22 protein-coding genes, 6 tRNA genes, 1 pseudogene and 1 riboswitch are annotated in these 24590 nt (G+C 46.7%); of the genes and pseudogenes, 8 read left to right on the forward strand and 21 right to left on the reverse strand.

All coding sequences use genetic code 11. The features are described 5' to 3' along the window. Positions 1-11: 11 nt before the first annotated feature. From kdpB to BM358_RS04645, 4 genes are all read right to left on the reverse strand, one after another. Positions 12-2042 (reverse strand): potassium-transporting ATPase subunit KdpB, encoded by a 2031-nt coding sequence (kdpB, locus tag BM358_RS04630; protein WP_028543041.1) that lies wholly within the window; start codon positions 2040-2042, stop codon positions 12-14. A gap of 37 nt (positions 2043-2079) precedes the next feature. Continuing rightward, complete coding sequence (gene kdpA, locus BM358_RS04635) at positions 2080-3756, reverse strand: potassium-transporting ATPase subunit KdpA (protein ID WP_028543042.1); 1677 nt, start codon at positions 3754-3756, stop codon at positions 2080-2082. A gap of 151 nt (positions 3757-3907) precedes the next feature. Next, positions 3908-3985 (reverse strand): potassium-transporting ATPase subunit F, encoded by a 78-nt coding sequence (locus BM358_RS27125; RefSeq protein WP_071559652.1) that lies wholly within the window; start codon positions 3983-3985, stop codon positions 3908-3910. A 183-nt stretch (positions 3986-4168) separates the two neighbouring features. Next, positions 4169-4564 (reverse strand): hypothetical protein, encoded by a 396-nt coding sequence (locus tag BM358_RS04645; RefSeq protein WP_023987603.1) that lies wholly within the window; start codon positions 4562-4564, stop codon positions 4169-4171. A gap of 115 nt (positions 4565-4679) precedes the next feature. Next, a riboswitch (cyclic di-AMP (ydaO/yuaA leader) is annotated at positions 4680-4852 on the reverse strand. A 466-nt stretch (positions 4853-5318) separates the two neighbouring features. On the opposite strand from BM358_RS04645, the gene BM358_RS04650 reads away from it, so the two are divergent. Beyond that, positions 5319-5804 carry a glutathione peroxidase gene (locus BM358_RS04650; RefSeq protein WP_023987602.1) on the forward strand — a complete coding sequence of 162 codons (486 nt, stop codon included), beginning with the start codon at positions 5319-5321 and terminating at the stop codon, positions 5802-5804. A gap of 145 nt (positions 5805-5949) precedes the next feature. Here the strand turns inward: BM358_RS04650 and BM358_RS04655 are convergent. Continuing rightward, positions 5950-6032, reverse strand: a tRNA-Leu gene (locus tag BM358_RS04655). A gap of 263 nt (positions 6033-6295) precedes the next feature. Here BM358_RS04655 and BM358_RS04660 point away from each other — a divergent pair. Together BM358_RS04660 and BM358_RS04665 are read left to right on the forward strand one after the other, a co-directional pair. After that, entirely contained in the window at positions 6296-7033 is a 738-nt protein-coding gene (locus tag BM358_RS04660; RefSeq protein ID WP_028543043.1) for an urease accessory protein UreF, read from the forward strand. Between the two features lie 296 nt (positions 7034-7329). Next, complete coding sequence (locus tag BM358_RS04665) at positions 7330-7578, forward strand: hypothetical protein (protein WP_028543044.1); 249 nt, start codon at positions 7330-7332, stop codon at positions 7576-7578. 96 nt (positions 7579-7674) lie between these two features. Here the strand turns inward: BM358_RS04665 and BM358_RS04670 are convergent, their stop codons facing one another. The 6 genes from BM358_RS04670 to BM358_RS04695 all read right to left on the reverse strand — a co-directional run bounded on the left by BM358_RS04670 (position 7675) and on the right by BM358_RS04695 (position 9663). Then, positions 7675-8058, reverse strand: coding sequence for a helix-turn-helix domain-containing protein (locus BM358_RS04670; RefSeq protein WP_013309253.1), 384 nt, complete (start codon positions 8056-8058; stop codon positions 7675-7677). A gap of 94 nt (positions 8059-8152) precedes the next feature. Next, positions 8153-8527, reverse strand: a complete 375-nt coding sequence (locus BM358_RS04675) for a helix-turn-helix domain-containing protein (RefSeq protein ID WP_028543045.1) — start codon at positions 8525-8527, stop codon at positions 8153-8155. Between the two features lie 185 nt (positions 8528-8712). Beyond that, the gene (locus BM358_RS04680; RefSeq protein ID WP_023987598.1) at positions 8713-9168 is read right to left on the reverse strand and encodes a MarR family winged helix-turn-helix transcriptional regulator; all 456 of its coding nucleotides are present in this window, start codon (positions 9166-9168) and stop codon (positions 8713-8715) included. Between the two features lie 163 nt (positions 9169-9331). After that, positions 9332-9414, reverse strand: a tRNA-Leu gene (locus tag BM358_RS04685). 15 nt (positions 9415-9429) lie between these two features. Then, positions 9430-9505: transfer RNA gene (locus tag BM358_RS04690), tRNA-Lys, on the reverse strand. Between the two features lie 86 nt (positions 9506-9591). Beyond that, positions 9592-9663, reverse strand: a tRNA-Glu gene (locus BM358_RS04695). A 246-nt stretch (positions 9664-9909) separates the two neighbouring features. Between BM358_RS04695 and BM358_RS04700 the strand changes: the two genes are divergently transcribed. Beyond that, positions 9910-10671 carry a DeoR/GlpR family DNA-binding transcription regulator gene (locus BM358_RS04700; RefSeq protein WP_028543046.1) on the forward strand — a complete coding sequence of 254 codons (762 nt, stop codon included), beginning with the start codon at positions 9910-9912 and terminating at the stop codon, positions 10669-10671. Positions 10672-10740: 69 nt separating this feature from the next. After that, a complete protein-coding gene (locus BM358_RS04705; RefSeq protein ID WP_028543047.1) occupies positions 10741-11616 on the forward strand; it encodes a Cof-type HAD-IIB family hydrolase in 876 nt (291 codons plus the stop codon). 178 nt (positions 11617-11794) lie between these two features. Here BM358_RS04705 and BM358_RS04710 read toward each other — a convergent pair. The 3 genes from BM358_RS04710 to BM358_RS04720 all read right to left on the reverse strand — a co-directional run bounded on the left by BM358_RS04710 (position 11795) and on the right by BM358_RS04720 (position 12529). Then, positions 11795-11883 (reverse strand) — tRNA-Ser (locus BM358_RS04710). A gap of 1 nt (position 11884) precedes the next feature. Continuing rightward, a tRNA-Asn gene (locus BM358_RS04715) sits at positions 11885-11960 on the reverse strand. Positions 11961-12004: 44 nt separating this feature from the next. Continuing rightward, positions 12005-12529 carry a SprT family protein gene (locus tag BM358_RS04720; protein WP_049828511.1) on the reverse strand — a complete coding sequence of 175 codons (525 nt, stop codon included), beginning with the start codon at positions 12527-12529 and terminating at the stop codon, positions 12005-12007. A 144-nt stretch (positions 12530-12673) separates the two neighbouring features. Between BM358_RS04720 and cmpA the strand changes: the two genes are divergently transcribed. Then, positions 12674-12808: a cortex morphogenetic protein CmpA gene (cmpA, locus tag BM358_RS04725; RefSeq protein ID WP_007429337.1), complete on the forward strand. Its 135-nt coding sequence runs from the start codon at positions 12674-12676 to the stop codon at positions 12806-12808. 104 nt (positions 12809-12912) lie between these two features. Here the strand turns inward: cmpA and BM358_RS04730 are convergent, their stop codons facing one another. The 6 genes and pseudogenes from BM358_RS04730 to BM358_RS04755 form a co-directional block, all read right to left on the reverse strand. Beyond that, complete coding sequence (locus BM358_RS04730; protein WP_028543049.1) at positions 12913-15135, reverse strand: Tex family protein; 2223 nt, start codon at positions 15133-15135, stop codon at positions 12913-12915. Between the two features lie 179 nt (positions 15136-15314). Then, entirely contained in the window at positions 15315-15665 is a 351-nt protein-coding gene (locus BM358_RS04735; protein ID WP_007429335.1) for a type II toxin-antitoxin system PemK/MazF family toxin, read from the reverse strand. Positions 15666-15671: 6 nt separating this feature from the next. Beyond that, complete coding sequence (locus BM358_RS04740) at positions 15672-15953, reverse strand: CopG family ribbon-helix-helix protein (protein WP_007429334.1); 282 nt, start codon at positions 15951-15953, stop codon at positions 15672-15674. 293 nt (positions 15954-16246) lie between these two features. Then, positions 16247-17443: an alanine racemase gene (alr, locus tag BM358_RS04745; protein ID WP_028543050.1), complete on the reverse strand. Its 1197-nt coding sequence runs from the start codon at positions 17441-17443 to the stop codon at positions 16247-16249. Between the two features lie 258 nt (positions 17444-17701). Continuing rightward, positions 17702-18979: an outer membrane lipoprotein-sorting protein gene (locus BM358_RS04750; RefSeq protein WP_028543051.1), complete on the reverse strand. Its 1278-nt coding sequence runs from the start codon at positions 18977-18979 to the stop codon at positions 17702-17704. A gap of 110 nt (positions 18980-19089) precedes the next feature. After that, a pseudogene (locus tag BM358_RS04755) lies at positions 19090-19722 on the reverse strand (LysE family translocator). Between the two features lie 236 nt (positions 19723-19958). On the opposite strand from BM358_RS04755, the gene BM358_RS04760 reads away from it, so the two are divergent. Further along, complete coding sequence (locus BM358_RS04760; protein ID WP_028543052.1) at positions 19959-20951, forward strand: ABC transporter substrate-binding protein; 993 nt, start codon at positions 19959-19961, stop codon at positions 20949-20951. Positions 20952-21060: 109 nt separating this feature from the next. Next, a complete protein-coding gene (locus tag BM358_RS04765; RefSeq protein WP_028543053.1) occupies positions 21061-22791 on the forward strand; it encodes an ABC transporter substrate-binding protein in 1731 nt (576 codons plus the stop codon). Positions 22792-22815: 24 nt separating this feature from the next. Here the strand turns inward: BM358_RS04765 and BM358_RS04770 are convergent, their stop codons facing one another. After that, positions 22816-24447, reverse strand: a complete 1632-nt coding sequence (locus tag BM358_RS04770) for a formate--tetrahydrofolate ligase (RefSeq protein WP_028543054.1) — start codon at positions 24445-24447, stop codon at positions 22816-22818. Between the last annotated feature and the right edge of the window lie 143 nt (positions 24448-24590).

The following is a 24590-nucleotide window of genomic DNA, read 5'->3' on the forward strand; positions in this document are numbered from 1 at the left end:
CCCTTTCTGCGCTAAATCCACAAATGCACCAACAAATCAATGGCCTTAATGCCAACAAACGGTACGACCATACCGCCCAGACCGTAAATCAGCAAATTCCGTCCCAGCAGGCGATCCGAGCTCATCGGCTTATACTTCACGCCCTTCATGGCCAGCGGAATCAGAAGCGGAATAATAACCGCGTTAAAGATCAGCGCCGACAAAATAGCGGACAGCGGGGAGCCAAGCCCCATGACGTTCAAAGCGCCCATTTGTGGAATGGCCAGCATGAACATCGCCGGGATGATGGCAAAATATTTGGCAACATCGTTCGCAATGCTGAACGTTGTCAATGCTCCACGCGTCATAAGCAGCTGCTTGCCGATCGCGACCACCTCAATAATTTTAGACGGGTCGGAATCCAAGTCCACCATATTAGCCGCTTCTTTGGCCGCGACTGTGCCGCTATTCATGGCAAGACCGACATCCGCTTGCGCCAGCGCAGGTGCATCATTGGTGCCGTCTCCGGTCATAGCAACCAGCTTACCCTGTTCCTGCTCACGTCGGATAACCGCTATTTTGTCCTCCGGCTTGCTCTCAGCTACAAAGTCGTCCACACCCGCTTCTCGTGCAATTGTAGCTGCTGTCAGTGGATTATCTCCGGTACACATGATCGTACGGATACCCATTTCCCGGAGCTGATCAAACCGTTCCTTCATGCCTGGCTTCACTGTATCCTTCAGATAAATAATGCCGTATATCTGATCATCCAGCGCGACTGCCAGCGGTGTACCTCCTTCAGAGGCTACCTGATTCGCTTTTTCCTCCAGATCGGCTGGAACACTGCCGTTTTGCGATACGATCCATTGCCGAACAGAATCCACCGCGCCCTTGCGTACCTTTCGTCCATCGGCCAGATCCAGACCACTCATCCGGGTCTCCGCCTTGAATTCGATAAAAGTTCCACCTGCTGCCAAGGATGCATCCAACGTATGCTCCTGTTTGCGCATCAATTCGAGAACTGAGCGCCCCTCTGGCGTCTCATCCTTCATAGAGCTAATCGCTGCCCACTTCACTAACTCTGCCTTCTCCACGCCCTCTACAGGCACGAATTCACTCGCCATTCGGTTCCCGAAGGTGATTGTACCTGTTTTATCCAGAATCATCGTGTTGATATCCCCAGAAGCTTCTACCGCCTTGCCTGACATGGCCAACACGTTAAACTGGGTGACCCGGTCCATACCGGCAATCCCGATGGCTGACAGCAGTCCTCCAATCGTGGTTGGAATCAGACAGACTAGCAACGAAATCAGCACAGGAACAGGCAAATCAATATTAAAATGACGGGCAATCGGCGCTAGCGTAACCACTACAATTAGAAAAATAATCGTTAAGCTAATCAGCAAAGTGTTCAGTGCAATCTCATTCGGCGTTTTTTGCCGCTGTGCGCCTTCCACGAGCGAAATCATTTTATCAATAAATGTCTCGCCCGGCTCTGTCGTAATCCGCACCTTAATCCGGTCACTGACCACTCGCGTCCCGCCGGTTACCGAGCAAAAGTCACCACCCGATTCCTTGATGACCGGAGCCGATTCGCCCGTAATTGCAGATTCATCCACCGAAGCCAGGCCTTCAATGACCTCACCATCGCTTGGGATCATTTCGCCCTGGGAGACAATAACCACGTCCCCCTTACGCAATTCGGTTGAGCTAACCACCTGAATGTCATTTCCGATGAGCTTGTTAGCTTGCGTTTCCTGCTTGGATTTTTTTAAAGAGGCAGCTTGTGCCTTACCCCGCCCCTCCGCGAGCGCTTCGGCAAAATTAGCAAAAAGCAACGTAAACAACAGAATAACAAACACGGCCAGGTTAAAGCCCAATTCCTTGCCAGTTCCAAAATAACCGGGAAACAGTAACATTAGCAGCACGACCAATGTACCGATCTCCACGACGAACATGACAGGATTTTTCATCATAATCATCGGATTTAATTTTATAAAGCTATCCTTGATCGCATGCTTCAAGATGCTTCTGTCCAGCATGTGTTTGCGCTGTTCCTTCATGATCAAACACCCCGTTCATCCATTCTCATTTTCTTCTTCACATGGTCAAAAATTCAGCAACAGGTCCCAATACGATGACGGGTAAAAAGGTCAACGCACCAATCAGCAGCACGACCCCGATCAGAATAGCTCCAAATAACTTGTTGTCCGTGCGCAGTGTCCCCGTCGTCACCGGAGTCGGTGCTTTGGCATTCAACGAAGCCGCCACAGCCAACAATGCAATCATAGATACATATCGTCCGAAGAACATAACCACCCCCGTTGTCATATTCCAGAATACGTTGTTATCCGAAAGACCTTCAAATCCCGAACCGTTATTTGCGGCAGATGACGCATATTCATAGAGCACCTGAGTCAACCCGTGATAGCCAGGGTTAGTGACCGCATCGTATCCCCAATGACTCATAAATGCAAGTGCAGTTGGGGCGAGAATAAGAAACGGATGTACCAAAATGGCAATCGCGATCAGCTTCATTTCCTTGCCTTCAATCTTCCTTCCCATAAATTCCGGAGTTCTCCCGACCATCAGTCCGCATATAAACACACCCAGAATCGCATACATCAGCATATTCATCAGCCCGACACCCTTGCCGCCAAAAATGACGTTTAGCATCATTTCTCCCAAAGCAGCCATACCACCCAGTGGGGTTAGTGTATCATGCATATTATTGACCGAACCTGTCGTTGCCGCTGTTGTGACCGCAGTGAATAAAGCCGATTGTCCAATGCCGAAACGAACCTCTTTCCCTTCCATGCTTCCTTGAGAAGCATCCACACCCAGTGTCTGGATTAACGGATTACCTGTCTTTTCAGACACATACGTAATGGATAGAAAAATTAGAAACAATACCATCATGGAGCTAAAAATAATCCAGCCCTGTTTACGATTACGGGCAAACAATCCAAAGGTATACGGCAACGAAGCCGGCATTACCCACATTGCCAAAATTTCCAGCACGTTCGTCCAAGGACTTGGATTTTCAAAAGGATGCGCAGAGTTAGCTCCCGCATAACCGCCCCCGTTTGTCCCCAAATGCTTGATGGACTCCAGAGAAGCAATGGGTCCCATAGAAATCTGCTGCTGTGTTCCGCTCAGCGTCGTAAGATCCGCCGTAGGCTGTAGCGTCTGTGGTACCTTCAATCCAACCAGCACCAGCGTAAGCACAAAGGCCAACGGCAGGAAAATCCTTATAATGGCTTTAATAAAATCTTGAAAGAAATTGCCCATCCCTTCACCCCGCCGCGTCAATCCTCTCATAAAAGCCGCAGCAACCGCAAAACCGGAAGCAGCCGAAGTGAACATCATCATCGTGACGAACGCCATCTGTGTCAGATACGTAAGCCCGCTTTCTCCGCTATAATGTTGGAGATTCGTATTCGTCATAAAGCTGATTACCGTATTAAAAGCTAGTGATGCTTCCATATTACTGTTTCCCGCCGGATTACCGGGAAGCATTCCCTGTAAACGCAACAGCAAGTAGCTGATCGCCACAAGCACGACATTCGTTGCAATGAAACTCATAACATACGTAGTCCAACGCATGCTTTCTAGCTTCTTCAATCCTACTATCTTATAAATCAGCTTTTCTGTTCCGCCAAAAATCCGATCCGTCCGATTGGGTTCATTCGAGAATACATGATACATATAGGTGCCCACTGGCTTTACCAAGAGCAGCAATATGACGATCACAATTCCAATTTGAAGCAGCTCCATCCTTTATTCCTCCTTCAAAATGCTCCTGCGTTTGGAACAACAGACCTGCTTCCAGAGCACCAATTGTGTGCACACGTTTGCGAAAACCCGCTACCTATGATGCTTAATATTCAGATCTGTTGTTCCCGCCCGCTCTATCCCCTATAGCTGACTAGAACTTTTCAGGGTTCAGGAGTGCGTAGATTAAATACATAAACACAATAGCCGTAAGCCCAAGTATAACGATCATCCTCTTCGTCCTCCTTTAGAGGTCTGCGCATCACACCAGCGTACAAACAGCAGTATCACTCCATAACTCACAGCCATGACGAGCAGCATGTATATATCCATCATGTTTATACCCTCCGTATCGGTCCTCAGATCGCCATTCTTATTTGATCATAAAATCATAAAACAACTATGTTATAAGTGCTTATCCGTTCAGCAGAAAACCCACCTCTCCGTTCAATGTGTAGATCACATGATCCGCTCCCAATCCCCGATAAATTCCTTGTGGATTACAGCCGTGCGTAATAACATAGATCGATTCCGATGTTAGCGGCCGACATATTTGCAGGAAACGGCACGTCAGATTCAAGCTGTTCTCGAACAAATACACACTACCAATTTCTTTTTTTGGAAAATTCCATTTTCCCGCTTGCATGGTATTGATGCGGACAATGTGCTCCACACCCATTTTTTTGAGCTGTCGTTCCTCCTGGGCGCTATTCGTGAGAACTGCAAACGCCAATTTTTTGAAAATAAGCAATTTCACAAAACTTCTGCCCGCTTCATTCGGTGCAGTGACAATAATTAACCGACCTTCCATCAGTAGCTCCTCTCCCGGTATAAAAAGACAACAAAAAGAAGCCGAAGGAAAAAGGCTTTCCTCCGGCTTCTTACATATCCATGATAAAATAAACCATGGCTGCACACGGCGGTTTGTTGCCTCTCCCTGTACGCTTACGAGGTTAGCTGTCGGATTCGGACGTGAGAGTCGCCCTATTTCTGGCACTTGACCTGAAAATTCACCCCATGAGACACACGGCTTCCGAAGCCGTACAATCTCGATTGGTTCCCCCGCTTTTGCAACTGCAAAATTCAGCGCTATAGACATTTCGTTGTTGCTTCATTCAAGTTAATTTGAAATTACGTCTTGAATCATACACCCGCGCATGGAAGACTGTAAAGCTCAACTGCGGGGTTATAAATCGGCCTTTAGAGCCTAGGATATTAATAATAGCGCTTACAATGCAACTATGCTTCTCACAGCTCCTTCAATCTCTGTTTTTCATCCCTTTTCGAAAATGACAAGCATGTCAATATTGGCGTAGGGTAGAGCGTTTTTGGCCTTTTTTTGTAAAAAGAGAAGAAAATACGCTATATGTACCAGCTAAACACCGATTGAACCCGCTTTTATAAGAAGAAACACCTTAATTCGCTCCATTTGCGGTGCGATTTACTGTTTTGAACAAAATACGATTTTACAGCGGCTAAAGGCTTGATATAGCTTTTCCAAACTTGCAACCTTGCTTTTAATTGCTTACAATTTAATTGCTGAATATTGAATAAGGAGAGATACTATGACCGTTTATGAATATGATGCACACACCCTGCAAGGGAAACAAATTCCGTTATCCACATATGAAGGGAACGTTCTGCTTATCGTGAACACTGCCAGCAAATGTGGGTTAACCCCCCAATACAAAGCGCTACAAGAGCTATATGACCAGTACCATGAACAGGGGCTCGAAATTTTGGGATTTCCCAGCAACCAATTTGCCAAACAAGAGCCAGGTTCCAGCGAGGAAATTTCCGAGTTTTGCCAGATCAATTATGGTGTTACCTTTCCGATGTTCGCCAAGACAGATGTCAATGGCGATCAAGCGCACCCCTTATTTCGTTACCTGACCCAAACTGCTCCGGGGGTATTAGGGTCCAAAGCGATCAAATGGAATTTTACTAAATTCTTAATTACACGAGAAGGTAACGTATTTAAGCGCTATGCACCGCAAACCACTCCAGATAAGCTGGCGGGAGATATAGAGAAGCTTTTGCAGCAAAACTGACATCCTTCTTTATCACAGTTAATAAACGACCGGTTGTCTACCGTTGTTCTGTGGCAAAAGGATATAACGAAAAATGCTTAACAAAAAAAGCATCCCTTCACGTAAACCGTGTCAGGATGCTTTTTTAACTGAGTCTTGCATATAATGCGGTCGAGAGGACTCGAACCTCCACGGGCGTACGCCCACTACCCCCTCAAGATAGCGTGTCTGCCATTCCACCACGACCGCAAATCATAATGTAATGAGGCAACAGATTTATTATACTCTCTCATCAACTATTTGTAAACAAAAATATAATAATTATTTTATATGTTATTTTAACTAACATATATGAGCGATAAGAATATTTAATTTGACACAAAAGCTATTTAAATGTAAATATATATTACATATATTTCGAATATTTTTCGTTATCCCCAAGTAAAAAGTAAAATAACATAACATAAGGATTCACTTCGAGGAGGCGAACCACCTTGCATAAAGGCAACCGCTTGCTGAACTATGCATTATTGTTGGACCCTTCCCTACCTGTTGGTGGCTTCACCCGTTTCAACGGACTGGAGAAACTATCCCGTAACGGACATTTGAACAGTCTACAAGACCTGGAACATTACATGCTGGATGATTTGTATCCTCAATTTACAACCGTTGACGGCATGGCTATCAAAAGTCTGTATGTCGCCATCCAGCAGAATGACAGTTGGCGGATCGCCCTCATTGATAAGATGCTGCATACCCAACGTCCCTCCTGGCAGCATGTGAAGGAGTTTCGTCTATCCGGTCAGCGTCTACTCAAGCTCGCTAAGGCTCTTTATCCTTGGCTTGAATTTGACCAGTTGGAATCCATACTCATTCAATACAATGCGATTGGCACACTCGCTACCGTTCACACCTGGATTAACTTCCTCCTCGGAAACGATGTAGAACAGACCGTTCACGGCTATCTTAGCGCAGCGGTGTCCTTCTGTGTGGAAGATGCCTTCAAACTACTCAATCCTCCTTATGAGGAAAAGAACCCTCTTATGGAGCGTATGACAAGCGAGCTCCTCTCTGCCTGGAAGAAGCTTAACCAACCTGAGCCAACTGCATCTCAGCGTCGCTTTCTTCACAGACATTGGTCCAGCTCCTACATCACTCTACCTCTTTATATGAGCCATAATAACCAATTGGATGAACCTAGACTGTTTTCCTCCTCAGGTCTATTCAAACGCCTTCCAGCATCCCCCTGATGCGTCGCTTCGCCAATGTGGTCACAACACCAAAAACACTCTGTCCCTTTCCTCAGGTGGCAGAGTGTTTTTTATCCACATATAATCGCAATTCACACCATTAGCAGACTCTAGACGGATTATCAGAACCACCTAGCACTTAATTAAGTAATCAATTCAACAAAATGACGCATTTACGATTGTAAAAACACGTATAAAAGTGTATCATAGTGTCAGATGGTTAATTCTAACATGTTTACTGATGATTATTATAACACACCAATTATTCCGCAAGAATCCGTAAGGGGCGATTTCTCTTGAATAACAAAATGCCTGTCACCTCCTTCGGGTGGGCCATCAAACAACGGCTTGTCGAACTTCGACTGGATCAGAAAACATTTTGTGAGACACACAATATTCCGCCTTCACGCTTGTCCAATCTGATTCATGGCACCCGCAAAGCACAAAGGTACAGAAAACAAGTTGCTGCAATTCTGAACATCGACGATAACGATTATAAGGAGGCACCGCACTCTAAACCTAACAAGCTTTCCAGTTACATATAGGTCATTCCATATCACCAAGAAACCAAATAGACCCGTAAAGCGAACCCCACTCGTTCGTTTACGGGTCTTCAACCCAGACGATCTTTAGCCAAAAAATTATTCCGGCTTTGTTTTATCCTTCTCACTTTTTTGCTTACGGTATTTTGCAAATTCAACATATTCTAAAATAAAATTCTGTTCTTCCGTCTCAAGATCTTCTGCCTGGCAATTCAGTGGCCCCATCACTCCAAAAAAATAAGCAGCCTTCTGCTCCTGAAGCACGCCTTCTCCTGGCTTAATCCCTTTCATTAACCAATCGAGCGATACATTAAAAAAGTCCGAAATCTGAATCAAATGGGTGGTACCCGGCGTTGTTTTCCCCCTTCTCCAATCACCGAGATTCCCTGAACTGATTTTAAGTTTTTCACAAAATGCCTTCTTGGTCATTCCGCGATCCTTAATCAAAGCTTCAATCCGCTGATAAATAGTTTGATCTCCCAAAATGTTTCCCCTCCGACACAGTAACTTTTTCTGAAATAATTTTCATTTTTCAAGCCTTACTCATTAGTAATCCTCATCAAATCCTAAGCAACCATTACCCCATAGTAGAATTGCGCTGGTTTTTCTCTTTACGAAAGCGGGTAAATTCAATATACTCAAGTATAAAATTTCTTTCCGCCTCACTAAGCGGTTCCCCCTGGCAATTCAGTTGCCCTGAAGCGCCAAAAAAATAAGGGTCTTGCGACTCCTTTAGCACCTCACCCTGTACATCTCGACCCAGCATGATCCAATCCAGACTGGCATCAAAAAACGAAGCAATTTCAATGAGTTTATTCGTGCCCGGCGTCGTTTTTCCTCTTTTCCAATCCCCGAAGTTCCCTGTACTAATGCCTAACTGCTGGCAGAACGCCTTTTTCGTCATTCCCCGTTCCTTGATGAGTTCCTCAATGCGATGGTAAATAGATTGCATAGAAGTTCCTTCCTCCCTAGCAGGCTCTCAAATAACGATATCATGTTCTCTGTTCCCATTTCAAAGATCACGTATGCTAAAATTACCGAATTATGTATGTTGGTTTCCATTATACCACAACACGCAACAAAAACCGCCTGTTTTCCGAAGAAAGGGCGGTCTTTAAGCCAGTTCACTTACGCCAATCACGTAGCAGAGTTGTCGATTTTAAGTAAGATATGCTTCAATTCATTCAAAGTTTCACTCAGATGCAATAAATCTTCTTCTGGCAAATACACCAGTCTTTCTTGAATTTTATTGGAGAAGGTATGAAATACCTGTTCACAAAAAGCATCGCCTTCCTGTGTAATCGCCACATTCACGACTCTGCGATCCGAATCACACGATTGGCGGTCAGCCAACCCATGCTCCACCAACTTATCCAGAAGAGGAGTCATGTTTGGACGTGAGACATTAAGTTGTTTGGACAAATCGGATACTGTAGACGAACGCACTTCACGCAGAAGCATGAGCACTTGAAAGTTATTAGGCGACAAGTGTAATGGGAAATCGAGCGGACCGTAGGTGAAAAATTTCTTCTTCACAATCGGAAACAAGCCCAAAATATTTTCTGATATATTTCCTAACAGTTGAGTGTCCATATTTTTCACCGTCACTTCATAAGTTTATACTTATCATTCTATAACATTATGGCATTATATTATACTATGGAATCATTATTTCATCATAATCATTACTTTATTACATCACTACACAAATAAAAAAAGCCTCTACCGCGAGAGACTTTTCCGTTTATTCCATTGATGCGGTCGAGAGGACTCGAACCTCCACGAGCGTACGCTCACTACCCCCTCAAGATAGCGTGTCTGCCATTCCACCACGACCGCATAACAAAATATAAATGGTGAGCCATGAAGGACTCGAACCTTCGACACCCTGATTAAAAGTCAGGTGCTCTACCAACTGAGCTAATGGCTCATGCTGTTCATCCAAGCTGTCCGCCATTAGACCAGACCTCAGGAATTTCCCTTAAGCATGCAACATGTAGTCTATAAAGACAACAATGACCCGTAGGGGATTCGAACCCCTGTTACCTCCGTGAAAGGGAGGTGTCTTAACCCCTTGACCAACGGGCCTTATTATTATACGCCAACTTGGCGACAAGAAAGAGTATATCAAATAGAATAACGAATGGCAATACTTATTTTTATTTTTTTTAAAAAAGCAGTTTTTATAAGTACAAAAAATGCGTATTTACTTACAATACCTTATCTAAAATCACTAAAATCCTGAAAATAGTGATAAATGATTGCAATATCGCTTGCATTTACTTATAATCACTTACGAGATACCGAAATAATTATATATCAGAGGAGCTTTTTATGTATCAGGAAGAACGAATGTTAAAAATCGTTGATTACTTACAGCTTCATAAGCGTATTTCGGTGGATGATATTTGTGAATTTTTTAATGTTTCACGAGATACGGCCCGTCGAGACCTCGTAAAACTTGAAGAACATCAAAAAATTATTCGCACCCGCGGCGGCGCTCTTCTACCTACACTTCATCACGATCCAATTGGAAATTATAATGAAAGACTACTTACTGTATCCGAGGAGAAACAAGTGATCGGACAGCTGGCTGCCAGCATGGTACGAGATAAGGATCGTATTATATTGGATTCCTCTACCACCGTACAGGCGTGTGCAGAAAGACTGAATGTGCAGGAATGTTCGGTCATCACCAATTCAATCAATCAGGCTGACGTGCTATCTGGAAAAGACGGTGTCTCCATTCATCTGCTGGGAGGCCGCCTGCAAAAAGAACACCGATATGTATATGGCTCCTCCGTGATCGCCACTTTGTCTCACTATTTTGCAGACAAAGCCTTTATCGGGATTGGTGGTATATCTGCCCACGGACTAAGCCTGATTCATGAAGAAGACGGTATGTTGAAGCATCAAATGATGAAACAGGCAGATCAGGTGATCGTCCTTGCGGACCATTCGAAATTCGGAATCAATTTTCCATATCGTTTTGCCGATCTGTCTGAAGTTAATATCGTGATCACCGACAGATTGCCAGAACCAGCGATGCTGGAAATTTTGCAACATTATGATGTGGAAGTTGTTGTACCCTCATAAAATACGAAACCGATTAGCTAGAACTCAAGATTTATCACAGAGATATCGAAAGACAGGAGCTGGGGAGAAATGAAACTGTTTGCGATTGATATGGATGGAACACTGCTGAACGAGGAAGGAAAAATAAGCAAAGTGAACGCGGAGGCTATACGCCAAGCACAGCAGCAAGGCGTTCAGGTGACAATTGCCACTGGTAGAGCTGCTTATGACGCCTGGACGAAGCTAGAGGAAGCAGAGCTTGTAACTCCCGTCATTGGAGCAAACGGCGCAACCGTACACGATGTGCATCGTCGTCAGTTAACCTCTACTCCTATGGGCCGCAGTGAAACGTTTGAAGTGCTGAGCTGGCTGCATGACAACGACTTTTACTATGAGGTCATGACAGACCGCGCTATTTATTCTCCACAAAACGGACATCAGCTGCTTGCTGTTGAAATGGACCGCTTGCTGAGCTCCAACCCGGATATTTCGCTGGATACTTTATTACATGCAGCTGAAAAACAATATGAACAGACCGGACATACTCGCATCGCTTCATATGAGGACATTCCACTGGATGTAGAGATTTATAACGTGCTCTGTTTCTCCTTTGATCAAGCCAAATTGGATTGGGGCCGTGAACGTTACCGAGGTTTTCAGGGCCTGAACATGGTCATCTCTTCAGACCGTAACTTTGAAGTCGAGCATAGGGATGCGTCTAAAGGTAATGCATTGCGTTATCTGGCGAATCATCTGAGCATTCCCATGCAGGAAGCCGTAGCGATTGGGGACAGCTACAACGATATCTCCATGCTGACGATGGCAGGAACAGGCATTGCCATGGGCAATGCAAAAGACGACATCAAGGCCGTCTGCTCCGAAGTGACTCTGACTAATGCAGAAGATGGCGTCGCTCATGCTCTGTTGAACATACTCAAGACAGTCGAGGCTGACAGCGTGAAATAGAAGTTATTGGCTGCGTACAAGACAGGCTAACGTCGCTTCATGCTGTACGCAGCACGTCCGCCTCTCCATTTAAACGATTTCAGTCCACCGTTATTCTCAAAGCAGATATAGACGAAAAGGACGCTCGCAAGCATCATTACAATGCATACGAGCGTCCTTTTTCTGCTTAAAATACCAACGGAGAGAGAGGGATTCGAACCCTCGCACCGCTTTCGCAGCCTAACCCCTTAGCAGAGGGTCCCCTTATAGCCACTTGGGTACCTCTCCATGGCTCCCCGAACAGGACTCGAACCTGTGACAACTCGATTAACAGTCGAGTGCTCTACCAACTGAGCTATCAGGGAACATTACTGTAAATTATCATACAGTATGGTTAATTTACCATGATTCAGGGGGTTCCGTCAAGTGCCAACAGGCGAAGCTTACCTCCACACTTCCCACAGCGATACCGCTGAGGATTCATCTTACGCTTGCGCATATACTCCTGTTTACAGGAAACGCATACTAGCTTGTAACGATAAGGCTGAGGCTTACCTTCCGTTCTTCCTGGCAGAGTCTGACAATGCCTGCTCCCTCCTACACGGGCAAGCCATGCTTTGAAGTCAGCATCTCGATGCTGATAGCCCATCCCTCGCAAATGTAAATGATAATGGCACAGCTCATGCTTAATAATTTTCTCCACCTCAGAACGTCCGTAAGCTGCGAGTTGATGTGGATTAATTTCAATATGATGACTTTTCATAAAATACCTACCGCCTGTGGAAGACAGGCGCGCATTAAAGGTGGCTTGATGTCGAAACGGCACGCCGAAGCTCTCCAGCGAAATGCGCTCTACCCATTCTTGAAGCTCTTCATTACTCATAGAACGGTTCATAGAATGGTTCATTGAATTGCTCAGGGACTTAGACTCCATCCTTCCGGTCTCTCCTCCTTTGCTCCTTACTGACAAGCATATTATAAAATAACGGCCGAAGTCTAACCCCCAATTCATAAGCACACTTTAGGTACCCACCCCATATGCTAAACATACAGAAGTAACGCAGAGGAGGAGATCGGCTTGCCTCAATGGCTCAGCAACCAGCTCATGCGGGCCTTTTACAAAAAGGACCGGCGCCAAATTAAACTGTTGAACGATTGTTGGTTTTTTTATCATAAAGCACCTGGCGTGGAGTTCGATGCCAACAACGGTTAGAAGCTAAGGCATCCAAAAATGAAAGCCGGAATCTCCGATGCAGTTCGGAGATTCCGGCTTTTGTTATACCTTCACAAGAAGGTTGTACAGCTTTATTTAAAGTATTATGCCTGCGATTGCGCCTCTGCAGGAGGTTTCATCGTCAGACCAACCCTGCCTTTTTTCAAATCAACATTTAACACCCACACCGTCACGTTATCACCGACAGATACGACATCCATCGGATGCTTTACGAAGCCACTGCGCAGCTGTGAAATATGAACCAACCCGTCACTTTTAATACCGATATCGACAAATGCGCCGAAATCAATGACATTGCGGACGGTTCCCTGAAGCTCCATACCTGGTGAGAGATCCTCGATCTTCAGCACATCCTTGCGGAATACAGGCAACGGCAGCTCGTCACGCGGGTCACGGCCCGGACGCTGGAGACTGTCCAGAATATCCTTCAGTGTTGGCACGCCGACTTCAAGCTTTGCAGCCAATTCGTCAATGTTGGACACGCTCAGTGCTTCCATTGCAGTCTTAGTACCCAGATCGTGGGCGCTGATGTCCAGTTCCGCTAACAGGCGGTCTACGACAGCATACGATTCAGGGTGAATCGGTGTACGGTCCAGTGGATTTTCTCCACCCGGTATACGGATAAAGCCTACAGATTGCTCGTAGGTTTTTGCACCAAGGCGCGGCACCTTCTGCAACTGACGACGGCTGCTGAATTTACCGTTTTCCTCACGGTACTTAACGATGTTTTTGGCAATCGTCGCATTGATCCCCGCTACATAGGATAACAGCGCAGAGGAAGCCGTGTTCACATCCACACCGACATGGTTAACGGCTGATTCGACAACATCCTTTAAGCTTTCATCCAGATGTTTCTGCGACACATCATGCTGGTATTGGCCTACACCAATAGCCTTCGGCTCAATCTTGACCAGCTCAGCCAGCGGGTCCTGCACACGACGTGCGATGGAAGCCGCACTGCGCTCAGCCACGTCCAAATCGGGAAATTCCTCCTGTGCCAGCTTGGAGGCAGAGTATACGCTCGCGCCCGCCTCATTGACGATCAGATACGCTAGACTGCTGTCACCAATGTCCGCAATGACTTCCGCTACAAATTGCTCTGTCTCGCGCGAAGCGGTTCCGTTACCAATGACAATCAATTCGATACCATATTGGGCAATTAGCTGCTTGAACTTTTCAGCAGCCTCGCGCTTCTTGTTATTCGGCGGTGTCGGATACGTTACAGCCACTTCGAGCAGCTTGCCGGTGTCATCGACAACCGCCAGCTTACAGCCTGTCCGATAGGCCGGATCGACACCGAGCACACGTCGGCCCTTGATCGGAGCCTGTAGCAACAGGCTGCGCAAGTTGCCTGCAAAGATGGAGATGGCCTGCTGCTCGCCCTTCTCCGTCATTTCAGCGCGTACTTCACGCTCGATAGATGGCGCGATAAGTCTTTTATACGCATCCTCAATGACACTGCGCAGCAGATCTTGCACGACAGACGATCCTTTAATCACTTGGCCAGCCACGTAATTGTAAATGGAATCTGGCGCCACCTCCAGACCAACCTTAAGAATGCCTTCCCGCTCCCCGCGATTAATTGCCAGAATACGGTGAGGTGGCATTTTCTTAGCGAGCTCACGATAGCTGTAGTAGTTTTCATACACGGATTCTTGCTCCGCGTCCTTCGCTTCGGAGGTCAACATACCATGGTCCAGCGTATATCGGCGTACCCATTGGCGAATAGCCGCATCATCCGCTATATTTTCAGCTAAAATGTCCAAGGCTCCTTGGATGGCCGCCTCGGCGCTGTCCACTCCCAGTTCCGCATTAACATAAGACTCGGCTTCTTTCAGAGCATCGCCCTGTTTCGGCTGGCTCCAGATCCAGATGGACAGCGGCTCCAGTCCCCGTTCCTTCGCTACACTGGCGCGGGTTTTGCGTTTTTGCCGATACGGACGATACAGATCCTCCACTTCCTGAAGTTTAACCGCAGAGGTGATAGCAGTCTGCAGGTCTTCCGTCAGCTTGCCCTGCTCATCAATAATGCGGATGACCTCTACCTTACGATCCTCCAGATTACGCAAATACACCACACGATCTTCAATTTCACGCAGCTGATTTTCATCCAGCTCTCCTGTCATTTCCTTACGATAACGCGCGATAAAAGGAATTGTATTCCCTTCATCCAACAAACTGATCGTTGTCCGGATTTGCTTGAGTGCCAGCGACAGCTCTCTCGCCACTTGTTTGACAATCCGCTCTTGGCGTTCTGCTTCGTTCGGCTCCTGCCGGATTTCCGTCTTCGTTTCCTCGTTAGACAAACCTATCCCTTCTTCCTCACAGCTCTTGTCGTACACCATGTCTTTCATTATCACAAAAAAAGATTCAAAGCGCCAGCAGGTGACGTTAAAGCAAGCCCTACCTGCATTTTTCATTGGACACGCAAAAGGGCAGCGCCCAAGCGCTGCCCTTTTCCCGTTTCACTCGTCGTTCCATCACGCTAAAAATCAATCAAACCGAGACTGATTTGTAGCGAATCGCTCACTTTGCGCATGGTTTCTTCATCTAAATGGGTGATTTTGTCGGTAAGCCTTTGCTTGTCGATCGTCCGAATTTGCTCCAGAAGAACAACAGAATCACGATCAAAGCCATGCGTCGCCGCGTCGATTTCCACGTGTGTAGGCAGCTTTGCCTTCTGAATCTGAGCGGTGATAGCTGCTACGATCACAGTAGGACTAAACCGGTTGCCGATATCATTTTGAATGATCAGCACAGGTCTGACGCCACCTTGCTCGGAACCGACTACGGGTGAAAGGTCTGCAAAAAAAACGTCGCCGCGCTTTACGATCAATATGGATTACACCCCGCTAACTGTACGGCCCAAGGTGCTGTTTGCATCTTCCTCCGCGTGAAAGGCTTCGGATGCCATGGTTAAGTTGATTTTAGCCATTTCCATGTATCCACGCTGCATAGCTTCACGAATGTAACGTTTTTTACGTTCGCCTACATACAGCTTCATGGCCTGCCTGATAAATTCACTGCGGTTGGAATTTTCCATAGCTACGATCCCGTCCACTTCCTGCAAGAGATGATCTGGCAAACTGATCATTATTCTTTTGGTGTTCTGCAAATTGGCCAACTTCTCTTCCACCCCCAAAACCTTGTCGCCATTGTACCATTATAACGTTATTCCCGGTAATTTATTCAAACGGAATACAAGAGAATGTATATGATATTCGTATATCATCTATGCTGCATTCCATTATAAACTACGCAGTTCGTTTTCGTACAGGCGTTTGATCCCCGAAATACAAGTGTCAGCGGAGCCTGATGCGTCTTTTGACAGTTATAGCGCTCTTTTCTTTCCTTTGTACATATTTCGGGACGTTCTGCGAAAACTCCTGCTTTTATTCGGTAATTTGCGTTATGAAATTAATTCCAGCGGGTTGGAAGAAGCGAGTTCACTCGAACAACAGGAACATGACCTCGTGTGTATACACGCGGTACCCTATCTGCGATCATGCAGATCACCTCATAGTGGATCGTACCAAGCTTGGATGCCAACTCATCCGCCGCGATAGTTTCGCCGGACTGCTGGCCGATGAGAACAACCTCTTCGCCGGTTTGGATTTCTTCCGCATCTTCTGCGAAAGATTGTAAGGATACCATACACTGGTCCATGCAAATCGTACCGAGTACCGGGACGCGGCGACCGCGTATCAACACTTCGATCTTCCCACTCAGCATGCGGGAGTATCCATCCGCATAGCCGATTGGCAGTGTACCGATCCGTTCTTCACTGGAGGTTACATACCGGGTGCCATAACTAACTCCCCAGCCGGGAGGAAGCGTTTTGGTGTAAACCACCGCCGTCTTCAATGACAATACAGGCAGCAGCTCAATGGCTTGCCGATTAACCTCATCAGACGGATACAGACCGTATATACTGATACCAATCCGCACCATATTGGGGGAAAGAGAAGGGGTATCAATGGTGGCGGCGCTATTGCCCGTATGTATAATGGGAATGGTAATACCTTGTTCCCTTAGCGCTTCCGCCACGCCCCGAAACCGATCATATTGTAGCAGTGTATAGCTTTTGTCTTCTTCATCCGCGCGGGCAAAATGGGTGTACATGCCTTCCAGCAGCACTTGCTCTAATTCGTGAGCTTGCCGGACAAAAGCCATAGCCTCTTCTCCAGGCAGCAAACCCAGTCTTCCCATGCCGCTGTCTATTTTGATGTGCACCTTCAACTTGCGTTCGTTTCCTTGGCGGTCCAGTCTGCGGATACCCTCCAGCACTTCTTCACTGAACACAGTCAATGAGATATCATGCTCCCAAGCCGTTTGTACAGCTTCCGGTGAGGTATAGCCGAGTACAAGAATCGGTAGCTGAACCCCCGCATGACGAAGCTCCAACGCTTCATCCAGAAAAGCGACGCTCAAATAATCCGCACCAAGGCGTTCCAATTCCTTTGAAATTTCCACGGCACCGTGTCCGTAGGCATTAGCCTTGACACAGACCAGTATCAGCTTATCCGCTGGCAATGCCTTGCGAAAAGCTTCATAGTTGGCGCCAAGGTGATCCAGGTTGATTTCGGCCCGGGTCGATCTGTATTGTGCTTGCAAATCCAGTCACCTTCTTCAATTGTTAGCCTGTAACATAACCTTTTACCATTCGGAGTGTGGCAAAGTTCTTGCTTCCAAAGGTTAATGGTAATGTTCAAAAACGTGGCTGTCAATGGCAGGAGACGTTTGCCTGCATCCTCTACAATGAACACGACATACAAGCGGTGCACATCCTAGACCGCGAATGAACAAAAGACGGATACGGGCGGCAGCAGAGCATTTTTACACTCTAGACCGTCTGCATCCGTCTATAAAGTTTTATTTACCCGATTGATCCTGTATAGAAGCGGCAATTTGTATCATTTCGCTCACAGGCAGGTCAGCACTGGTGATTCTGAACTCGATTCCGTCATTCATCCAGGTCATCGTCTGCTGTTCGCCTCCGGTCAGAACGGCAAAGCTTCCTCCAATATCAACCAGTTCGCCTGCGGCTAGTGCGACTGCCCGATCTTTTGGACGCGCCTCCACAATGGTATAATTATACGTTCCACTATACCGCAGCATCACGGCATGTGTACCATTATCCTCCAGCTCCGGCGTATCCTTGATCTGTACTCCGGCTGGCGTGTAGGACGGTTCGATTAAGCCGAACTCACCCATCACAGCTTCTGCCGCATCTGTTCCCGCTGACGTTCCGTTTGCGGCATCCGATGTGCCCGGGGTTTGTTGCTGCGCATCTGCGTTGGCTGCTGCGTCCGGTTTGGACGTATCATTTGTGGCAGTACCGTCCACCTTCGCTTCCCCTGACGGCTGCTGGACTGCATCCCCTGCTGTTCCCTGCTCTTGTCCGGGTTCGCCAGACGTCACGCCAGTCGTCCCATCTATCGCACCGGAAGGATCAAGCTGACCGCTGGGCTCCACTGCTCCGGAAGATGGCGCCCCTTCGCTACCCGTACTCGTCTTACCTGAAGCCATGTTCCGCTCCATATCAAAAGAGTCCTTGTCAAACTTCGTATCAAAAGCAAATTGATCGAATTTCAGATCAACAACTACCTTGGCATTCGCATCAGACACCTGTACCTGAGTCGGTGCATAGTCATTTTTGGACAGCCATATCTTTTGTCTCACCAGCGCATGGCTGTTGTAATTCGCTGCCACATCAAACACATAGGATTTATCGTCGGTAGCCAACTGACGGGAGGCATCGCCGATAATGCTGCGAACCAACGTTTCATATAAATATACTTGACCCTGATTGTTTGGCCAGTCGCTTTTGAAACGGAAGCTTTTGTTCAGGCTGGGTGTCAGTACAAATACACCCTCATCATTACGAAGCACAATTTGCGTAACATCCTTTTTCTCGTTCGTCATGGCAATTCGGTAATAGGACGGCTTGCGGTAGGAAATATCAACCTTGTATTCCTGCGGCGTGTCGCCGGTATGCAGCGTCATCAAAGCTGTACCGTGGTAGCTGTTCAGGTCGCTCACCACGTCACTCAAATCTTTAACCACATCGTCCGCGCTCTTCTTGCCGCACCCGGCCAGTAGCAGCGTTACACACATGACCATGGCAAGCATCCATGAAATCCGGCGCATGTCATCAACCCCTTCAGCACATGTTTTAAATGAATTAGTACATGTCTATGAAGGACTTGTTCGATTTATGCAGACTGGCATGACAAGCTTGAACGTATCCTTGTGTAATGCTATAAAATCTTTTGGAGAGTGATCATAAATTCATACAGGAAATAAAAAGAAAAACCGATCAAGACCACACCAGCACTGATCGTGACCCACTTGATGGCGGTTCGATTCATCGCTTTTCGTGTTGTCGCAACAAGGGCCATCAAGCCTAAATCATGGATAAGAATACCAAACAAAATACCTAAGCCAACAACCAAGAATTGACTTGTATTTGACTGATCAAATGAGCTTGCCAGCACAGTCCCAAAAACACTCACCCAGAACACTAAATTCCCCGGTGAAACAGCTACAAGCAGTCCATTTTTATAGGAAGAAAATAATGATTTCGTCTTTTTTTCTCCTTCCAGTGCAATATCATGATCCGCATTTTTAATGCTGTCGTACCCCACGTAGCACAAAAATATAGCTCCAATGAGCCACATGATCACCTGTACAACAGATAATGACAAAACAGAGGCCAGACCAAAATATAAACCAATGATTAATAACAAATCGACGGTCATCCCCCCCAAGGCCCACAATCCATCCATGCATGAATCCATTCTTTAGCCCTTGCTTCGTCTTTCAACCGTAATTGTACCTACAGGTAGTGCTATAGAGAAACCTAGTAAAACATATGTAATAAACAATGCCATTTCAAAACCCCTTTCAAATGTATAAAAACGATATTCTATACCATAAAAAATGACAAATCAATAAAATTTGAAAAACCTGAAATGGGCTAAGAACACATGAGAATTATTTTGTACAAAATCGGATTCATTGACCAAGTTTGTCCATTGAGTATTGAGGGTCCAGCGCTTATCATTGCTTTTGTGATAATAATTCTCATTTATAAAATTCTGAATCATTCTATTATACGGAGGTTGCTATGACCAACAAGAACTCGACAATCAACAAAAATTCTACTCGACAATACACTGCTCTGATCTGCCTTTTCTTTCTTATGGGGGCATTGCTGCTGGGATGCGGCGCATCTGACAATCAGACTGCAAGCAGCAACACAACAGCATCTACAAAAACATCGGAAGCTGCCACAACTCGTGACTACACAGACTATAAGGGACATACAGTGAACATTCCCACGACTCCTGGGCGCATTGCTTACTTCGGAGAAAACTATGGGGATCTATTGGTTTTAGACGTACAAGCTATAGGTACATCGACTTCTATGATTGAAGGCAAGGTTTATGAGAAGCAGGTTCAGAACGTGGCCGATCTGGGGTTCCCGATTAATTTGGAAAAAACCTTGGAACTACAGCCTGACCTGATCATTACCGCCGATACAGATGAAAAACAATACGCAGCGTTAACAAAAATTGCACCTACAATTATGTTCGATACCTTTGCCCCGTTAAACGAACGTTTGCTGCATCTCGGAGACATTGTGAATAAGAAAAAGGCTGCTGAAGATTGGCTTGCCCAATATAAAATAAAGGAAGCGGAGATGTGGACCAAGCTTCACGCAGAGGGTGTTAAGGCGGGGGAAACTGCTTCAGTGTTTACCTACTATCCTGGTGACCGTTTATTCGCAATGGGACGGACAGGACTGTCACAAATACTGTATGAAAAGAATGGTTTCAAGCCTACTCCTCTTATTCAGAAAGCACTGGATGAGGACAAAGGATTTGTACAAATATCTCAGGAAGTGATCGGACAATACGCTGGAGATCGGATTTTCATACTAAGAACACCAAGTTCAGAAGCCCAACAATCCACCGAACAGTTAATGAAAAGCAAGCTGTGGCTCCAGCTTCCTGCTGTCAAACAGGGACGTGTGTACACTCAGGATATTGGCAAAACTGAAAGTGATGCTTCCACTCGAGAATGGCTGCTGGAGGAATTGCCCAAGCTCATCAAATAAAAATTGGAGAAGCTTATCGACACTTGTTGATAGGCTTCTTTTTTGTTGAACCTAAAGGAGGTATACTTATACATACATGATAACCATTCTCAATAAAAGGAGCAATACCGTGAACCAGTCTCCGTCGTCCGTATATCCTCCCCCATTCAGCTCACTGCTTTTTCATTTTAAAGAAATTGCGTTGGTTGGTGAGCCTACCGATGAATTATTATCACGTCCCAATTCATATCACTGTCTTCTTATATTCATCGGTGGGACAGGTATGGTGGACATTGGCCCAGAGCAGTATCTATCCCATACAGGTCATGGGTATTGGCTAGCTCCAGGTGAATCCTATCAAATCGCTCCCCTGAATGGAACTGTACCCGAATACTACAAAATCACGTTTGAGGTCATCGCTTTGCCATCAGAACTACAAGCGGACATGGCCTTGCCTGAACACGCAGCACGTATGCCATCCCTATATCATGAACCTGTCCTGCCGGGACCACGCGAATACATTGCCTCCTCTTCTTCCTCCAAACTTATTCAGTTGACTGAAGAGTTATTTCATAGTACCCAACAAACGGTACAGTCGCATAACCAAACATCTGTATTACGGCAGCAAATCATGTTTCAAGAGTTGCTCTTGCTGTGGCAGGAAGACCACACCCATATTGATCAAAATAATACCTCTAATCCGGCATTGCCAGCATCGGTGGAAGGTACCCTTTCATATATGGAAAACCACTATGAAAAGCCCATTACCGTCAAGCAGCTCGCTGAACAAGCGAACGTTTCCATATGGCAATACTCCCAATTGTTCCGTAAAATTACAGGCAAAAAGCCGCTGCATTACCTCACTGAGCTGCGCTTGAACCATGCCAAGCGGCTGCTGCTGGAATGCAAACGGCCTTTACGTGAAATTGCCCGTCAGGTTGGTTTCTCTGACGAATATTATTTTAATCGACGGTTTAGGCAAATGACCGGGATTCCCCCTGGCAAGTACGCACTTTCTGTCTCCGGTTCTGTGCGCGTCAAGGATTGGACGGGTCACCATATTCACATTCCGCGCCGAGCAAGCCGCATCATCTATCATGGAGAAACGATGGGCGATCTATTGGCATTAGGGACCAAAGCCATCGGTGGAAGTCTGCGGCTCAGTGAATACAGCGTCTATAAACATCGTCTTGTGAATGTCGCCGATGTGGGCCTTCCCCTGGATATTCGCTTGACCAGCGCTCTTGATCCCGATCTAATTATCATCGCCAATTCGGATGAACAGGAATATGAGCGCATTGCCAGTATCGCTCCAACCGTTACCTTCAACTCCTTCGCCACGCTGGAGGAACGGATGCGTACACTTGGCGCCTGGCTCGGTAAGGAGCGGGAGGCCGAACGCTGGTTGTCTACCTTTACAGCCCGCAATCTGGCAATGTGGCAGCAGCTCGGTACGCAAATCACAGCCGGAGAAACGGCCTCCGTCTTCATCTTCGATCATGGTGATCGGCTCTTTGTCATGGGTATGTCTGGATTCTCGTCGGCCCTCTACCACCCACAGGGCTTTCAGCCCGTTGAGCCGATCCAAAAGGTGCTTGACGCGGAACAAGGCTTCGCGGAAATAGATCCGAACGAATTACCTGATTACGCCGGGGACCGCATTTTTATGCTTGTCCCAACAGCTCCAGAATCCAAACATACGCTGGAACGCATGATCAGCAGCCCTCTCTGGCGCAGTCTTCCTGCTGTACGTCAAGGTCGGGTATATTTCGTAGAAGCTGACCGCTGGAACTGGAGCGATGCCATGACCCGGCAAAAATTGCTTACTGCACTGCCCAAACTGCTCGGCACTTCATCTTAAGAAGTTGCCATTTTTCTAAAGATACTACATTAGACCTTGAATGCTCCCATCTGCCTCCAGCGACATATGCTCAGCTGCTGGGGATTTGGGCAAACCTGGCATCGTCATAGTATTGCCTGTTTCCACGACCACAAAGCCTGCCCCTGCGGACAAAGAAACGCGGGACACGTGAATGATAAAGCCCTCCGGTGCACCTAGCAGAGAAGGTTGATCTGAGAAAGAATACGGCGTTTTGGCCATGCATACAGGCAGTTGTCCAAAACCAAGCTGCTCCATACCGGCCAACGCCCGTTTGGCCGCAGGAGTGTAAGCTACCTCTGCCGCACCGTAAAGTTCCTTCGCAATGACACTAATTTTCGCTTGCAAATCAAGTGTATGCTCATACAATGGTGCAAAATGGGCTTTGTCCTCCTGGAGCAGGTTGAGCAGGCTTTGGGCTAGCTTTTCTCCCCCTTGGCTTCCCTGTGCCCACACCTGTGACAGCTCTGCGGGTACACCCAGCTTGCGGCATTCCGAGAATATTAGTTCCAGCTCGGCCTCGCTATCTGTTACAAAATGGTTGACCGCTACCAGTACTGGCACGCCAAACTTTTGCAAATTCCGTACATGCCGGTTCATGTTGGCTAATCCAAGTTGCAATTGCTTCAGATTTTCTGCGTCCAGCTCATTTTTAGCTACACCGCCGTTATATTTCAGCGCTTTGGCGGTTACGACCAACAAAGCCGCATCTGGCTGCAAACCGGATTGACGGCACTTGATGTCAAAAAACTTTTCTGCCCCCAGCTCAGCCCCGAATCCAGCCTCCGTAACGACCACCTCTCCCAGCTTCAGGGCCAGCTTCGTACCGATCAAACTACTGCATCCATGCGCAATATTCGCAAAAGGTCCGCCATGCACAATAACTGGAGTTCCCTCCAACGTTTGCACCAGATTGGGTTTCAATGCTTCCCGAAGCAGCACAGCCATACCTTCCACCGCATGTAGTTCCTCAGCTGTTACCGTTTCGCCATCTTCGTTATAACCAATCACCATCCGACCCAATCGCACTTTAAGATCGTCCATATCTTCACTTAAACATAATACCGCCATCACTTCTGAAGCCGAGGTAATCAGAAAGCCACTTTCTCTCACCGCTCCATTACCTGACCCCAATCCGGTCACAATATTTCGTAAACTCCGGTCGTTCATATCGACAGCGCGTTTCCACACGATCCGCTCCGGTTTCAACCGCAAAGCATTTCCATGAAACAAATGGTTATCGATCATCGCTGCCAGCAAATTATGCGCAGCTGAAATCGCGTGAATATCACCTGTAAAATGCAGGTTAATGTCTTCTGCCGGAACAATCTGGGCTTGTCCTCCCCCGGTTGCTCCTCCTTTCATGCCGAAGCAAGGGCCAAGGGACGGCTCACGCAACGCAGCAACGGTTTTATGCCCCAGCGCATTCAGCGCCTGTGACAGCCCGATGGTTGTCAGCGTTTTTCCTTCTCCCGCCGGTGTGGGATTCATCGCCGTAACCAGCACCAGCTTTCCATTCGGGCGATCCTTTAACTGCTCCCACAGGGACGGATTCAGCTTCGCTTTATATTTTCCATACGTCTCCAAATGTTCTTCTTCAATTCCTGCTTCTTTGGCTATATCAATAATCCTCTTCATCTTTCGTTATGTACCCCCAGTTTTATAAGTCTGACCGATGGTGCCAAACCCTGTATCGTTTTATTTTACCAAAGTGTGCCGCTTATTGCGCTATGATTCATTTCATCGCAAGCGTTGCTATCATGTGAGTTATAAAAAAAGAG

It is taken from the genome of Paenibacillus sp. cl130 (assembly GCF_900116035.1).
Taxonomy (GTDB): Bacteria; Bacillota; Bacilli; order Paenibacillales; family Paenibacillaceae; genus Paenibacillus; species Paenibacillus polymyxa_B.